The sequence below is a fragment of the Archangium violaceum genome (genome assembly GCF_016887565.1).
Lineage (GTDB): Bacteria > Myxococcota > Myxococcia > Myxococcales > Myxococcaceae > Archangium > Archangium violaceum_B.
Window position 1 is genome coordinate 12,962,795 of the sequence record NZ_CP069396.1, and the last position, 15,212, is coordinate 12,978,006.

Genomic DNA, 15,212 nt, shown 5'->3' on the forward strand with positions numbered 1-15,212 from the left:
TAATGCTCCCGCACCCTTGTTCCGGGTCCCTGCCCGAGGAGGCTCCCGTGCCCCATCTCCGTCTCGTTGCCGTCACACTCGTCCTGCTGTTGGGCCAGACCGCGCGCGTGCTGGCCGCCGAGCCACCGAAGGCGGAGAAGCAGCGCATCACCGCGGCCTCGGGGGTGAAGCTGCGCGCCACGCCTGGCGCTGGCGGGCAGGAGGTCGCCCGGCTCTTCATCGGCACGGAGGTGCGCGAGCTCGAGCGCTCCGAGCGGCAGGAGACGGTGGGGGGAAAGACGGACCACTGGTACCGCGTCGCCACGCCCGAGGGTCAGGAGGGCTGGGTCTTCGGCGCCTTCGTCCCGCCCTTCGAGCCGGAGCAGAGGGTCAAGACCTATGTGGAGATCGCCAACCAGCGCATGGCGGACGAGAAGGCGCCCTTCGTGGACCGTGCGGACCTAGCCAACTTCCTGAAGCGCGTGGTGGAGAAGGAGTCCGACAAGGCGAGCGCGGCGCGATTGGAGCTGGTGCGGTGGCGCGCGGTGCGCTGGGCGCTGGAGGCCATCAGCTCGGAGGTGCCCAAGGCGACGTACGAGCCCTGGGCGAAGCGCCAGGGCGAGGCGCTGGTGTACAGCGAGCTGTCGGGGGAGTGGCTCGTGAAGACGAGTGTCCTGTGGAAGCTCGAGGAGAAGTACCGGGGCCTGCCCGAGGCCGAGGCCTTCGCCTGGGATGCGGCGACGGCGCCCACCCAGGGCGAGTGCGAGGGGTATGTGCCGTGCAGCCTGAACATGATCAACACAGCGGAGGGCGAGTACCTGCGGCGCTACCCCAGCGGGCCGCATGCGGAGGAGGCCCTGAAGAATATCTCGGAGGCGCTGACCATCGACGAATCCATCACCGAGCTCGACAAGGACGGACGCGCCGAGTTGCACAAGGAGCTGAAGGCGCTGGAGGGGGCGGTCGCCAAGGTGAAGCCCGAGCAGAAGAAGAAGATCCTGGAGCAGATGAAGGCCATGCGGAAGGCCACGGGCGGCTGACGGCGTCATCCGCTGATCTGACGACGTACCCAGGGGCTACCCACATCGTGGCGCTCCGCTTCCCAGCCTTGTTGCAGCACCAAGACTTCGACAAGGCTGGGATCCCGCTCGACCAGGTGGTTCAAGCCAACCACTCGCGGCCCATCACCGGGTTCATGCTCTTCCCCGCAGAGGAACTGCCAGTCGCCGTCCTCATGCGCGACCAACCGGATGGGCCGGCTACCGTCGAACACATGGCAGCACACGAATGCGGCACGTTCGCGATTCAAGATCAGCTCCAGGTCGTTGCTCTTGAACTAACGTTCTTTTGGAGGAACCCAGTCAACATCCACCTCCCTGGCTCCTTTCTCGCGGTTACACGCTCGGCAGGAAGGAGCCAGATTCTCGGCTGAAGAGGAGCCACCTTTGATGTACGGCTTTCGATGATCCGCCTCATAGGATTTCGACTGCCCCGACTCTCTTACCAGTTCTTCGTCGCAGTACTCACAGCGCGCTCGGCCCGTTGTATCCTGGCTCTTATCGTAAGCCGCGTCGCGGTCTGCCTTGCTGAATCGACGTGGTCCCCGCGCATCCGACGTCATGGCCACTGCACCCGGAGCCAGGGTGAGGGTCAGGTTTTCGGCGGATACGGCAACCGTCTGCACCTCCCCCAGTGCCACGAGACGGATACCCACTTGCGTCTCCGCCTGCGCCGCCGCTTGTATCGAGCCAGGAAGCTTCGGCACCTTCGCCGCCAGACCTGGCGCAGTGTTACCAATGGCTGCCATGGTCAGCATGGCGAACGCTCGCGCCGCGTTCTGGCCCATGACCTTGCCGTAGCGCTCACCCGCCTTGCGTAATTCGTCGAACGTCGTGGCCCGGTCCGCATCCTCCATCAGCCGCTTGAACCCCACGATGAGGCCCCAGAAGGTATCGACCCCCACATAGGAAATGAGCGTGGCGGTCATCACAGCAGCGAGGCCCTTGGAGACGGTCACGTCGGGAATCGAGAGGAGGACCATGTACGTGGTCCAGGTCCAGGGAACCGCCGCCACCATGGCATGAGGGTCGGCCATGTCCTTGAACGCCTCCAACATCTCGTCCAGCACGACACCTTTGGCGAGGGCCATGGCCAGAGCGAATCGGCCGTCCCCATTGACGATGGAGCTTTCCATCAACAGGCGCAGACAGTCCCCGGGCCTGCCGGTGCGCTCGCACCAGCGCAGGTAGGCGCGCGTCAACTCCACTTCCGCTGCCGTCGACCCCCCCGCCAGGTGTTCGCCAGGCCCGAGTGGAGTGAGGTGGGAACCGCGTATCTCGTACGTGTATGAACCGCTGCGCGCATCCACCTCGAACAGTTGCCGGGCGGCCTCTTGAGGCCGAGAGGGAAGTCGCGCGTCCTGGGCAAGCTTCGCCATGGATTCCTCGAACTCGACATCGTCCACTTCCACCGGCTCGGCGGTCGAACGCGGGGTGAAGACAAGGGTGTCGGTCCGGCCCGTCTCCAGGCGCACCACCCGAGAGCCAGTACCACACCCAAGAAGGAGCACCAGCAGCAACACGACCGTGCAGTACGGCTTCATGGGAACTCCTCCTGGTTCTGGGCACTCCTACCGTGGCCATCCTGGCGTTCTGACCTCTTGTATAAGGAACCTCGGGAACATCAAACCCACCCAGACGGGGCTACTCACATGAGAACGATTGGACTCATTGGCGCGGGACACATCGGAAGCGCCCTGGCGAAGCTCGCGATCGACGCGGGCTACGACGTGGTGCTGAGCAACTCACGCGGTCCGGAGACACTCTCCGGCCTCGTCGCCCAGCTCGGCCCGAAGGCCAGGGCCGGCACGACGCAGGAGGCCGCCAGGGCGGGCGACATCGTCGTGGTCACGATTCCGCTGAAGAACTACAAGTCGGTTCCGGTCGAGCCCCTCAAGGGTAAGATCGTGATCGACACCAACAACTACTACCCTCAGCGCGACGGGCAGATCCCCGAGCTCGACTCCGAGAAGACCACCACCAGCGAGCTGCTGCAGGCTCACCTGCCAGAGTCCAAGGTGGTCAAGGCCTTCAATCACATCTGGTTCGAGCACCTCAAGACGCAGGGGCAGCCCGCGGGCTCCAAGAATCGCCGGGCGCTGGCGATCTCCGGCAACGACGCCGAGGCCAAGAAGGTCGTCGCCGGGTTGATCGACACGTTCGGTTTCGACGTGGTGGATGCCGGCCCGCTGTCGGAGGGCTGGCGCTTCCAGCGCGACCTGCCGGCCTACAACCGCCCCTTCAACGCGCAGGAGATGAAGGTGGCCCTCGGCGAGGCCAAACGCTACGCCGAGCTCGGGCGTTAGCTGGTGGACGATTGGACGGGGGAGAAGCGGAGGAACGTCGGACATACCTCCTTGGTGGTACGGAGGAAGCCTCCCTGGGGCTCTTGTGGGGACGTACCTTCTTGACGTTAGGCTCGGGGTGTCTCCGAGCCCCGGTCATGGAGGACACGCGCCATGGACATGTCGGATCTGAGCTCCCATGAGCGGAAGCTCGCGTTCATGCTCCAGGACATCTTCCTCAGCTCGCTGGACCTGGCGGAGGTGTTCTCCGCCGCCAGGGAGCCCTTTGCCCGGCTGCTTCCGTCGGATTACGCCGCCCTGGGCGTGTCCAGACCCGGGCAGCCCACCGCCTATGACTGGCTGGTGGCGGAGATGCCGGCGCCGTACTTCGACGACTACCCCGAGCTGGCCTCCGACGACTTCGTGCGCAGTTCCGTGGTGCGTCAACCCGGCAGGGTGCTGCGGGATACGGAAATGGTCGCGCGTGAGGTGCTGGAGCGCAGCGCTCTCTACCGGCATGGCCGAGAGCTGGGCATGCCGATGGAGCACGTCATGGCGGTGATGTTGAACGTGAGCCAGGACAGTCACGCGGGGTTCATGCTGTACCGGGCACGGCGTCGGCCCTTTTCCGATCGCACCCGGGACATCCTCGAGTGGCTGACGCCCCGGCTGGTGGCCACGGTCCGCAATTGTCAGAGGTTCTCCGAGGAGGTGAAGCACAGGCAGCTCCTGGATGCGCTCGGCCGCTACCAGCGGGAGTCGCTCCTCGTACTGGCGCCTCCCGCCATCGAAGTGAAACGCACGGGGCGTACCACCGAGCTGTTGGAGAAGTGGTTCACCGCCTCCGAGCGCGGTCCCTCGGGTATTCCCAAGGTGCTGCTGGAGCGGTTGTCCATGCTGGTCCGCGTGGAAGGAAGCATGGGCCTCGCGCCAGACACCTGGGAGTGGGAGCGCCCGGAAAGCACGCTGAAGGTGACGTGCAACCGGCTGCCCGTGGAAGGCCGTCTGCTGTGGGTTCTGACACTGGAGGAGGTTCCGATGAATCTGCTTTCGACATGGCGCAAGAAGCTCACACCGCGCGAGTTGGAGATCGCGGACAGCGTGCTCGAGGGATGCCAGAATGAAGACATCGCCGAGGAGCGCCGCTGCGCGGTGGGCACGGTGAAGAAACACCTGTCTCGCATCTACAAGAAGCTGGGCGTGGACGGCCGGGCGGACTTCATCTCGAGAGCGCTCCGCCCATGACCCCCCTCCCCATGCAGGGCATCCGCATGGGGAGGCGGAGTGGATGAACCAGCGGTCTTCCTCCTAGGAAGTATGGGCCGGGTGCTTCGCCGTCTCCCTGGCGAAGAGGCCGGTGTAGAGGGCGCGCGTGGTGCGGGCCGACAGCAGCAGCGCGGACTGTTCCGCCGGGTCCGTCAGCGAGCGCAGCACCGAGACCAGCTCGGCCACGTGCGCTCCATCCGCGTTTCCGTGCCCGCGCAGGAAGGTGACGGCCTTGTGGATGTTCGGAATGGTGTTGGCCGCGAGCAGGCGCTCCACGGTCGCGCTGGCGCGGTGCACGGACAGGTACTCCAGCACGTAGGCCGTGCCGAGGAACGCGGCGGGCATCCCAGACATCGTCGTATAGCGATTCCACGCGATGTAGGCGGTGACGGCGGGGGAGCGTCCCGCGCCCTCCACGCGCTCGGCCGGCCACCCCAGGTTCCGCAGATCCGCCAGCAACCACCGCTCGTGCCCCCGCTCCTCCGCTGCCTTCTGGATGAGCAGCTCCCCCAACTCGGGGTGCAGACCCAGATGCTTCATCCTCTGGCCCGCCTCCGCCAACAATGGCGTGCTCCACCGCACGTAGTGGTACGTCTGCACCAGGTAGCGGGCGTAGCCGCCCGCGTCGAGGGTCCCATCGAAGAGCCGCCGGGCGGCGGGATGCGCATCCAGTTCCTCCAACAAGGTGCGCGCCTCGTGCTCCAGGGCCTCCGTCCAATCCGTCCGAGTCTGCGTTCCGGTCTGCGTGTGCATGTACGTCTCCTGTCCGGGGCCGTCGCCGGTCCCGAGGGTGAGGGGAAAAGAAACCGTGTGGAGGGAATCAGGCTCGGGCGCGGAGCGAGCTGCCGCGGCGCAGGGCCTCGAAGCGGTTCAACGTGCTGGCGGGAATCTCATCGAGCGCAGCGACGAGCGGCAGGGAGAAGCGGTGGAAGCCCGCGTCGTAGAGCGGCTCGGCGATGAAGCGCGCACCCATCTTGTGAGCGAAGAACGACAACACCCGGGGCATCCGCAGACCCTCGAGCTGTCCCTGCCTGGCGCGTGCCCGCTGCGCGGGAGTGAAGTGGGGCGCGCTCGAAATGTCGGGAGGTCTCGGGGGCTCGAGGGCCCGGGCACGCCAGCGCTGGCTCAGCAGTCCCTGGTGCGCCGCCACCTGGAAGATGAGCTGGGCGTCCTCGGCGGAGTCCGTCTCCATATTGGCCGAGGCAATCCAATGCGTCACACCCCGGCGCCGGCTCTCCTCATGGAGCCCGACCTGTAGCCACACGAGCGCCTCGGAGTGGCGCCACGCCTCGAGGACGCAGAAGCGCGTGCTCTCCGCGAACACGAGACCCGGTCCCCCCACGTCCGACAGGTCCAGCTTCCGCTCCAGGTCGATTCCCCACCGTCTCCCCGTGGCGAGCGCCACCTCGGGGTTGGGCAGCAACAACCGGCAGGTGGCCACCGGCTCGTCATCCGCGTAGACGACGAGGTGCACGGTGGTCTCCAGCGTGTCGAAACAGTTCACCTCCCGCGGCGCGGGTGGAACGGATTCCCCGAACAATCCCAGCTCCGCACCGAAGACGGCCCAGCGGACGCGCAGCGCATCATCGAGCTGCCGCTGGGTGGTGGCGACCCGGCAACACAGTGTCGTCATGGCTCCCCTCGCTTGAAAACGAGACACGAGGTCACGGGCTCTCACCGTGTCCTCGTCATGAACTTCGGAGCCGAAAGGCAGAAGTGCGCCGTGACATGTCTTTTTTCTCGCCGCGCCGTCCAGCCACCAGGAGGGCTTCCGGCGCAATACCCCCAAAGTGGTACAGACGCCGCGACCCGGCGTCATCCAACCTCTCCCGCCATGCGGAATGGGTTCCCGTCGAACTTCCCCGGCGCGGAACCGAATGAAGGGGGTGAGACGCGATGAACGCGTGGGCGAAACAGTCCCGGCGAGGAGAGGGGATGCGCAATCCACCACCAGAGGATGAACGGGCTCTGCACGAGCGTGTGCTCCAGCACGATCCAGTAGCCCCCACGGACGTCTTCAAGACGTACATGGAGCTGATCGAGAAGGTCCTGAGGAAGATGGGCGTTGACGAGGACGCGGCCCATGACTCCGCTGTCGAGGTCATCTGGTCCTACCTCGACACGCCTGGTCGGTATGACCCCGGCAAGAAGGTGAGCCTGTTCACCTACCTCAAGCGGGCAGCCATTCACCGGGTGGTGGACAAACGTCGCTCAGCGGACGCGCGAGCCCGCCGCACGCACGAATTCGTCCGTTCTGTCGAACAAGGCGCGAGGACTCCGAATGAGGTGATGGAGGCGTCCGTGAGGTCGAGAGAAGCCGTGGATCAGCTGGAGAAGGGGAACTACCTGACCGAGCGGGATCGCGCCGCCCTCCGGCTCATCCTCGCCGGAGAGGTATCGACCGAGGAGATCGCCAAGGCCCTGGGGCTCCCCCCCAAGCCCCTGGCCGAGCTGCGGCGAGAGGTGAAGCGGCACAAGGACCGCCTCATGAAGTTGCTGGAGCGTTTTGGAAAGGAGGATTCCGATGACGAATCCTAAGTGGCTCAAGGTCGCGGCCCAGCGCAGCGGGCAGCGCACCTGGACGCTCGGCTACGTCTTCGAGCAATACCGGAAGTACGAGGACAAGTCCGTCGAGGAGCTCGCGGCGGAGCTGGACTGCTCGCTGGAAGTGCTCGACTGGTTGTCGCTGTGCCGGCGCCCCGACAAGGAGCGGTTCACCGAGCACCTCGATGTGATCGCCAAACGTTTCGCAGTGAATCCTTACCGGCTCGCGGCCGTGATTCGGCATGTCGAGGTGTTGGATGTTTTCCCCGCGAGCAAGGAGGACGGGGAGGTGGGGGAGGATGCCTTCCTGCTCGCGGCGAGAGATCACACCACCGACGACGAGACGAGCTCATGATTGAAGGTTGGCTGCGAGAAGCCGTGAAGGCATGCGGTCTGCCGTCCTCCCCAACGCTCGGCGACCTGCGCGATCAGGTGCGCATGTCGCTGCCACTCACCCTGGTGAAAAGGCCACGCCTCACGTGTGGCCTGGCCCGGGACTGGCTGGATTCAATGGGGCGCGCGCACGGCGGGCTGCCTCGCACGGACCGTCGTCTGCATGGGTGCATGGTGGCACATGGGGGCGGCGGCATCCTCTTCTATGACAGCCAGGACGATGAGCTCCAGCAACGCTTCACCCTGGCGCATGAAGTGGCGCACTTCGTGCTCGACCACCACCTGCCCCGGGCCCGGGCGCTGCGCTCCTTCGGGGAGACCATTCTCCCGGTCCTCGACGGCAAGCGCCCCCCCGCCCCCCACGAGTCCCTGTTCTTGATGCTCGAACGCATCCCCACGGGCGTCCAGGTCAGGCGCATGGAGCGCAACGACTCCGGCGAACCCTGTACGGGAAGGGAGATGGAGGCGGAGCTGCACGCGGATCGGCTCGCCTTCGAGCTCCTGGCCCCGGCCAGGGAAGCACTTCCCCTTCTGAGACGCGCCTCCAGACAGGAGGCGGCCGCCGAGCTGGCCTCCCGATTCGGGCTCCCGGAGAGAGAGGCACGCGCCTACGCCCGGTTGCTGATGGCCCGGGAGCCCGCCCGGCGCTCCTTCTTCGTGAACCTCGTGCCCGTGGAGGAGTGCTCGCATGAGTGACGAAATCCCGCCGGGTCTGGGAGGTCGCTTGATTGGAGACGCGGATTACCAGGCGGGGTTGAGCGAGGATCTCTCCACTACGCTGGACCTCTCCACCTGGGAGAAGGGGTGGGACATCGAGCGGTTGATCGCCCGCATCAGGTCCCAGGTCACCAGTGCCGAGAACGCGGAAGAACGCATCCGGGCCGCCATCCGCAACGAGATCCTCCCCGACCTCCGGAACCAATCCATGATCCCCGAGGCGGGAGTCTATGAGGCCAGTCCCAAGCGATTGAAGACCGTCTTCGAAAGCCTGCTCTTTCCGGGACGGGTCGAGGCGGTGAGCAGCATCGTCGCCGCGCATGACAGCCTGTCCCTGGGAATCACCCAGATTGGTGTTTCCGCCGTCGGCTATGGGGGCAGGTCTGGCACCTTCTCGCAGCGTGTCTTCCGCAAGGACATGACCGCCCGGAACCAGGATGCCTTGAGGGTGGCACAGGCTTGCATCGACAGGCGTCATGAGCGCGGCCAGAGGGACCTGTTGTCCGAGCTGGCACGCCGTGGCATCCGAGCCTACGCCGAGCGGGCCATTCTCGTGGACAGGTCGAAGGCCGAGTGGCGCATGGGCCAGGGCAATCCCTGCTCGCGGGAGATGCTCTCCGGCTCCAATTACATGCCGCTGTTGAGGGCCTCGCTCGGAGTGCTGGAGCGGCTCATCCTGGAGCACAAGAAGTTCGTGTTCGTCCCCAGGGTGCTCAACGAGCAGGGATATCTGACGATCGGAGATGCGCTGAAGGCGGGCGAGTACGCCATCCTCCATACGATCGAAGCGGACAGCACCCTCTTCGTCGAGCGGTGGCACTACGATGTCGGGATCGGGGAGGCGCTCGAATTCGTGAGGAAGTGCTGCCCGAACGTCTTCGTCGGGCTCTTCCGGGCCTCGGAGCAGGCTCCGCCGCGTCTCTTCTACGCGCACCGGGAGCACGTCCACATGGCGGCCCACATCGCCCTGGCCGACAGCATCCTTCGACCCGAGCGGGGCTTCCCCATGCTCCTCGACGTCGCGGACGCATCATGCCGTGGCGTCTTCGGCCCGGAATCCTTCCTGGGTCTGGTGAACGACGCCTACACGCGGGCGGGAGCAACCTTCCACTACACCGGACGCTGAACGCGCCGCTGGGAGACATGACACATGGCTGATGACAAGACTCCGAAGTCTCCGGGTACGGGTGTGCCTCCAGGCGGAAACACCCGCTCGCCGGTCACGCAGGGAAACTCCAAGACGCCTCCGCATCCGGCCGCTGGTCCCCGCGGGGAGTCCGCTCGTCCGGCCCCTCCAGCGGGTCAGAACGCTCCGCGGCAGGCAACGATGGGTCCCCCTCGGGGAAGCATGACTCCGCCTCCGGGAAATGGCCGTCCGCGCGGCGAGCCCGCTCGTCCTCCACCGTCCGCCTCCAGCCGGGCCGGGCCGCCTCCGGGCGTGGGCCAGCCCCGGAGCGGGCCCACCCGCCCCCCTCCGGCCGACGACAGGGCTCCACCCCGGCCAGAGACCGACGTGCCTCACAATGAGATCGTCCGCCCGATTCCGGACAAGGAGCTCGAAGAGCTCGACGCGCTCGAGGATCTGGCGGCCTCGGAGACCGCGGAGCTGGACCCCGAGCTCGAGAAGGCGGTGGGCTTCACCCACTTCGACACCCCCGCGAGCCACGACAATCTCGTCACCATCCTGACCACCCGGGAGGATCTCCACCTGCTCGCGTCCCAGACCCTCGTCCGGGTGAAGTCCCACGAGGACAAGCGCTCCTACCTGGGCCTGGTCGTCCGCGGTCCCTTCGCCGAGCCCGATGCCGTCTCCACCAACTCCACCATCGCCATCGGCGTGGTGGTCCAGGGCAAGAAGCTCACCTATACCTTCGACTACCACGGGCGCGCGGAGATCGAGATCCTCGGCGAGGAGAGCGACGGAAAGCTGATTCCTCCCGGCCGCCGGCCCCGGCCCAAGAGCCCCGTCTTCCTCCTCGATGACGCGGAGAGCGAGCACGTCCTCGGGATGGCTGGAGACATGTGTCTGGGAATGGTCGTGGGCTACGAGTACATGGAAGCCCGCTTCCATCCCATGGACAAGGCCATCCTGCCTCGCCACACGGGCATCATCGGAACGACGGGCGGCGGCAAGTCCACTACCGTCGCGACGCTCATCCACCGGGCCCAGGAGGCGGGAATCTCCACCATCGTCTTCGACGTGGAGGGTGAATACACGCATGTGGACAAGCCCACCGATGACCCCTCCATGCTCGAGGCGCTCAAGCGCAGGAAGCAGAAACCCCAGGGGGTGAAGGAGCTCCACATCCACCACCTGATCGGCCGGGACAGCCGGAATCCCCATCACGAGAACCTGCACCCGTTCGCGTTGAACTTCTCGAGCCTCTCCCCCTATGCCATCGCGGAGATCCTCGACCTGTCGGACGCGCAGCGGGAGCGCTTCCACAAGGCCTACGACGTCACGAAGCTGTTGCTGGAGGACTTCAACATCTTTCCAACGACCCCCGAGGAGCGTCGGCAGGTGCTGGAGCTCGACGAGCTGTCGACGGGCTTCCCCCGCATGACCATCCAGCACCTCATCGACGTCGTGAGTGCCTATATCTACAGCCTCAGCGACGAGGGGAAGACCGAGACCAAGAGCAGGTCGAAGTCCACGTCCCGGAAGCAGGCTGACCTCCTGGAATCAGCCGAGGGCGCCGAGGGCGCCACCGAGGGCGCCAACCCGGAACCGCCTCTGGCGAGCACCCTCACCCTGTACAGCGAGTTCCGAAGCAATCCCGGCCGGGTGATCGGCCGGGTGATGGCGCATGGCAGCAGGAACGAGATCAGCTGGAAGACCCTGGCCGGCAAGCTCCACTACCTGCGGCGCCTCAAGCTCTTCGATGTCGGATCGACGAAGGGCGTGGATTACGGCTCGATGCTGAGCGCCGGGCGCGTGTCGGTGATCGACCTGTCGGACACGGATTCGCCCCAGCTCAACAACTTCGTCATCGCCGACATCCTCCGTGGACTCCAGGAGCACCAGGAGGCGCTCTACCAAGAGGCCAACGAGCGCGGGCAATCCGTCAACCCCGTCCTCATCATCATCGAGGAGGCCCACGAGTTCCTGTCCGCCAGCCGCATCTCGCAGATGCCCGTGTTGTTCGAACAGGTGGCCCGCATCGCCAAGCGCGGCCGCAAGCGCTGGTTGGGACTCGTCTTCGTCACCCAGCTGCCCCAGCACCTCCCCAACGAGGTGCTGGGACTCCTCAACAACTTCATCATCCACAAGATCACGGACAGCACCGTCATCTCCCGGATGCAGAAGACCGCCGGCTCCATCGACGAGAGCCTCTGGAACCGCGTGTCCAGGCTCGCCCCCGGTCAGGCCCTCGTCTCCTTCAGCAACTTCACCCGCCCGCTCATGGTCGCCGTGGACCCCGCTCCCGTGAAACGGTTGCTCGTGGAGTAACGGCTCGGAGCTCGCGGACTCGGGCTCAACCCGGGACCCGCGATACCCTCACCCTCCGCCCTCTCCCGAAGGGAGAGGGGACTTCCTCCTCGTCCCCTCTCCTTCTCGTGGTCTGGCTCAGTCTTCCTGCGTGCTGATCGTCATCGTCGGGCCCCAGGTCTCCTGGCCCTCCCGCTCGAAAAAGAGCGGCTCGCGCTTGAATTGACGGCCGCCCACCTCGTTCAGCGTCATCGCGTCGAACAGCCGGCCTCCCACCATCGTGTAGCGGATGGTCGAGCTGTTGCGCAGATCCTCCAGCGGGTTCTTGTCCAGCACCAGCAGGTCCGCCAGCTTGCCCTCCTCCAGCGAGCCGATGTCCCCATCCAGTCCCAGGTAGTGCGCTCCCGACAGCGTCGCCGCCTTCAGCGCCTGCAACGGCTTCATCCCTCCCTGGCCGAACATCCAGATCTCCCAGTGCGCTCCCAGGCCCTCGCGCTGGCCGTGCGCCCCCAGCTGCACGCTCACGCCCTTGTCGTTGAGCACCTTGGTCACCTCCGCCACCCGGATGTGGTTGAACTCGTCCTCCGGCGCCATCACCGGCCGCCGGCTCCGCGAGTCCACCACCCGCCTCGGCACGAACGCCAACAGCCGCTTGTCGTCCCACACGTTCGTCTTCTGGTACCAGTAGTTCTCACCCCACACGCCGCCGTACCCCACGATGATCGTCGGCGTGTAGCCCGTGCCACTCCGGCCCCAGAGCTGCAGCATGTCCGCGTACGCGCGCGACACCGGCACCGAGTGCTCCACCCCCGTGTGCCCGTCCACCACCATCGTCATGTTGTGCTGGTAGAGCGAGCCTCCCTCCGGCACCACCATCATCTGCAGCTCGCGCGCCGCCTGGATGACCTTCTGCCTCTGGTCTCGCCTCGGCTGGTTGTAGCTCTTCACGCTGAACGCCCCCACGGCCTTCATCCGCCGCAGGTGCGAGCGCGCGTCATCCAGCGTCTCGATCGGCGCGCGGAACGCCCCCGCCGCTCCGTACAGGATGGTGCCCGTCGAGTAGACGCGCGGGCCCACCATGCCGCCCGTCTTCACCAGCTCGCTCGTGGCGAACACCGCGTCCGTGTCGTTCGACGGGTCGTGCACCGTCGTCACTCCGAACGCCAGCGACGACAGCAGCTTCCAGTTCTGCTCCGGCAGGATTCCCTCGTCCCCCATCGACCCGTGCCAGTGCACGTCCACGATTCCCGGCATCAGCGTCTTCCCGCTCACGTCCACCACCTTCGCCCCCGCCGGCACCGCCACCTTCCCCTTCGGTCCCACCGCCACGATGCGGTTGCCCTTCACCACCACCACGCCCTCCTCGAGGACCTCGTCCCCCTTCATGGTGATGACCCGGCCTCCCACCAACGCCACCGTCCCCGAGGGCACGTCCGTCTTCGCCTGGAAGCCGATGTCCTGCCCCTTCTCCGGCACCTCCGGCAGCTTCTCCGGCGCTCCCTCCTGGAAGCGGAAGGACTCCTTCAGCTCGCGCGTGTAGAGCTCGGGGCCCAGCGCCCAGTGCAACCGCTTTCCATCCCCCGACCAGTGCAGCCACTCGCCCGAGTCCCGCGAGACCTTCGACACCGGCAGCGCCTTGCCCTCGGGGCTCGCCACCGCTCCCTTCGCCCCGCGCGGCAGCGGCTGGATGAACGCGTTGAAGTTCTCCCGGAACGCCACCCACTTCTCGTCCGGTGACACCCGGTACTCCGTCGCCTCGTCGCTCGACAGGTGCGTGCGCTGCTCGCTCCCGTCCAGCCGGATGCTCTTCAGCGCCCGGTCATCGTCCTTCTCGCGGTAGTCCACCGTCAGGAAGAACACCCGCTCCGAGCTCGCGCCGAAGTGCGGCTGCTCCCCGTCCTTCGCCAGCCGGCGCGGAGTGCCGCCCGCAGCCGGAATCACGAACAGCCCCTGCTCGTGGCTGTAGAGCCCGCTGCGCAGGTAGCCGCCGCCGATGGTCCGGTACACGATGGACTTCCCGTCCGGAGACAGCGCCGGCTCCACGTAGTGCCCCGGCTTCGCCGTCACCACCCGGCCCTCGCCTCCCGTCACCGGCACCACCCGGATGCTCCCCAGCTTCTCGTCGTCCCACGTCGTGTAGACAATGCTCTTGCCGTCACGCGAGAACGACGGGTACAGCTCGGCGTGGTCCGTCTGCTTCGTCACCCGCTTCGGCGTGCCGTTGGGCAGGTCTCGCACGTACAGGTGTCCCAGCGCCTGGAACACCACCTTGTCCGCCTTCGGCGACACCTGCACCCACCGCAGCATCTTCACCTGGAAGGTGTCGGGCGACACCGTCTGCGGGAAGCGCAGCGCCTCGTGAAGGGTGCGCGTGCCTCGCACGCGGAAGGGGATGGGCGTCACCTTCTTCGTCGCCACCTCGATGCGCTGCAGCTTGCCGCCCGCCCAGAACACCAGCGACTTGTTGTCCGGCGTCCAGGCCATCGTCGGGTACACGCCGTGGATGGCCCACGTCTCCTGCATGTCCCGCTCGAGCCCGTCGTACAGGGGGCGCTCCGCGCCGCTCGCCAGGTCCGCCACGTACAGCGTGCTCTTGCCGCGCACGCGGCGGACGAACGCCAGCGACTTCCCATCCGGCGACGGCGTGGGGCGGATGGAGCCGCCCGGACCCACCACGAAGCGATCCGTCTCCCGCGTGTCCAGGTCCAGCCGCTGGATGACGTAGATTTCGCCGTTCGGGTCCTTGTTGTACTCGAACGTCTTCCCGGGCGTGACGTCCTGGCTGTAGTAGACGTAGCGGCCGTCCGGGGAGAACACGGGCTCGCCCAGGTCCTTCTGGTCGTTGGGGCGCTCGGTGAGCTGCACCCCGTCACCGCCCGAGCGGTGGTACATCCAGATTTCACCCGCGCCCAGCGAGCGCCGCGAGGTGAAGTGCTTGCGCGCGATGACGAACTGCCCGTCCGGCGACCACGCGGGGCTGTTGAGCAGCCGGAACTTCTCCTGCGTCACCGCGGTGGGCTCGCTCCCGTCCCGCTTCATCACCCAGATGTTGTCGCCGCCACCGCGGTCGCTCGTGAAGGCGATGGATTTGCCGTCCGGGCTGTAGCGCGGCTGCATGTCCCAGGCGACGCCGCTCGTGAGCGCCTTCGCCTCGCCGCCGCCGATGGGCAGCACGTAGAGGTCGCCCAGCAGGTCGAAGACGAGCTCATCTCCCTTGGGGCTGACGTCCAGGCTCATCCACGTCCCCTCGGTGACGTCGATGTCCACCTGGGTGGCGGGGAAGCCGGGAGCGTTCACGTCCCACTTCTCCTCGGGCTTCTTGTCCTCGGGCTTCTTGTCCTCGGGCTTGCCCGCGTCCTTCGACGCCTGGGGCACCGGGGGCTTCACTTGTACGGGGGCCGGCGCCTGCGCGCGGGCGGACAGGGGCAACGCGCTCGTGAGCACGAGCGCGAGGCAACGGAGGCTCAGTCGATTCACCGCGAATCCTCGTCGGGGGTGCGTGAAAAAGCGGAGCGCAGACTACCCCGGCGCGGGCGCATG

13 protein-coding genes and 1 pseudogene are annotated in these 15,212 nt (G+C 66.5%); 8 read left to right on the plus strand and 6 right to left on the minus strand.

Annotation, left to right across the window (positions count from 1 at the left end):
* The first annotated feature begins 47 nt into the window (after window positions 1–47).
* The gene (locus JRI60_RS51760; protein ID WP_204223561.1) at window positions 48–1,019 is read left to right on the plus strand and encodes an SH3 domain-containing protein; all 972 of its coding nucleotides are present in this window, start codon (window positions 48–50) and stop codon (window positions 1,017–1,019) included.
* Between the two features lie 5 nt (window positions 1,020–1,024).
* Here the strand turns inward: JRI60_RS51760 and JRI60_RS51765 are convergent, their stop codons facing one another.
* From JRI60_RS51765 to sitA5, 3 genes and pseudogenes are all read right to left on the minus strand, one after another.
* Window positions 1,025–1,288, minus strand: coding sequence for a hypothetical protein (locus JRI60_RS51765; protein WP_204223562.1), 264 nt, complete (start codon window positions 1,286–1,288; stop codon window positions 1,025–1,027).
* Window positions 1,289–1,315: 27 nt separating this feature from the next.
* Window positions 1,316–1,600 carry an HNH endonuclease gene (locus JRI60_RS55310; RefSeq protein WP_430384427.1) on the minus strand — a complete coding sequence of 95 codons (285 nt, stop codon included), beginning with the start codon at window positions 1,598–1,600 and terminating at the stop codon, window positions 1,316–1,318.
* A pseudogene (sitA5, locus tag JRI60_RS51770) lies at window positions 1,580–2,581 on the minus strand (SitA5 family polymorphic toxin); the annotation flags it as partial. The pseudogene sitA5 and the gene JRI60_RS55310, both read right to left, overlap by 21 nt.
* A gap of 108 nt (window positions 2,582–2,689) precedes the next feature.
* Here sitA5 and JRI60_RS51775 point away from each other — a divergent pair.
* Window positions 2,690–3,343 (plus strand): NADPH-dependent F420 reductase, encoded by a 654-nt coding sequence (locus JRI60_RS51775; RefSeq protein ID WP_204223564.1) that lies wholly within the window; start codon window positions 2,690–2,692, stop codon window positions 3,341–3,343.
* A 153-nt stretch (window positions 3,344–3,496) separates the two neighbouring features.
* A complete protein-coding gene (locus tag JRI60_RS51780; RefSeq protein ID WP_204223565.1) occupies window positions 3,497–4,567 on the plus strand; it encodes a helix-turn-helix transcriptional regulator in 1,071 nt (356 codons plus the stop codon).
* Window positions 4,568–4,630: 63 nt separating this feature from the next.
* Here the strand turns inward: JRI60_RS51780 and JRI60_RS51785 are convergent, their stop codons facing one another.
* Both JRI60_RS51785 and JRI60_RS51790 read right to left on the minus strand, forming a co-directional pair.
* Window positions 4,631–5,341: an iron-containing redox enzyme family protein gene (locus JRI60_RS51785; protein ID WP_204223566.1), complete on the minus strand. Its 711-nt coding sequence runs from the start codon at window positions 5,339–5,341 to the stop codon at window positions 4,631–4,633.
* A gap of 67 nt (window positions 5,342–5,408) precedes the next feature.
* A complete protein-coding gene (locus JRI60_RS51790; protein ID WP_204223567.1) occupies window positions 5,409–6,221 on the minus strand; it encodes a GNAT family N-acetyltransferase in 813 nt (270 codons plus the stop codon).
* Between the two features lie 302 nt (window positions 6,222–6,523).
* Between JRI60_RS51790 and JRI60_RS51795 the strand changes: the two genes are divergently transcribed.
* The 5 genes from JRI60_RS51795 to JRI60_RS51815 are packed head-to-tail and all read left to right on the plus strand — an operon-like array spanning window position 6,524 to window position 11,693.
* Window positions 6,524–7,126 (plus strand): RNA polymerase sigma factor, encoded by a 603-nt coding sequence (locus JRI60_RS51795; protein ID WP_204223568.1) that lies wholly within the window; start codon window positions 6,524–6,526, stop codon window positions 7,124–7,126.
* Complete coding sequence (locus tag JRI60_RS51800) at window positions 7,113–7,487, plus strand: hypothetical protein (RefSeq protein WP_204223569.1); 375 nt, start codon at window positions 7,113–7,115, stop codon at window positions 7,485–7,487. The genes JRI60_RS51795 and JRI60_RS51800 overlap by 14 nt, the downstream gene beginning before the upstream one ends.
* On the plus strand, window positions 7,484–8,221 hold the full coding sequence (locus JRI60_RS51805; RefSeq protein WP_204223570.1) for an ImmA/IrrE family metallo-endopeptidase: 738 nt from the start codon (window positions 7,484–7,486) through the stop codon (window positions 8,219–8,221). The genes JRI60_RS51800 and JRI60_RS51805 overlap by 4 nt, the downstream gene beginning before the upstream one ends.
* On the plus strand, window positions 8,214–9,368 hold the full coding sequence (locus tag JRI60_RS51810) for a hypothetical protein (RefSeq protein ID WP_204223571.1): 1,155 nt from the start codon (window positions 8,214–8,216) through the stop codon (window positions 9,366–9,368). Before JRI60_RS51805 ends, JRI60_RS51810 begins: the two co-directional genes overlap by 8 nt.
* Window positions 9,369–9,392: 24 nt before the next feature.
* The gene (locus tag JRI60_RS51815) at window positions 9,393–11,693 is read left to right on the plus strand and encodes a helicase HerA-like domain-containing protein (protein WP_430384358.1); all 2,301 of its coding nucleotides are present in this window, start codon (window positions 9,393–9,395) and stop codon (window positions 11,691–11,693) included.
* 117 nt (window positions 11,694–11,810) lie between these two features.
* Here JRI60_RS51815 and JRI60_RS51820 read toward each other — a convergent pair whose 3' ends face one another.
* Window positions 11,811–15,149: an amidohydrolase family protein gene (locus JRI60_RS51820; RefSeq protein WP_204223573.1), complete on the minus strand. Its 3,339-nt coding sequence runs from the start codon at window positions 15,147–15,149 to the stop codon at window positions 11,811–11,813.
* Between the last annotated feature and the right edge of the window lie 63 nt (window positions 15,150–15,212).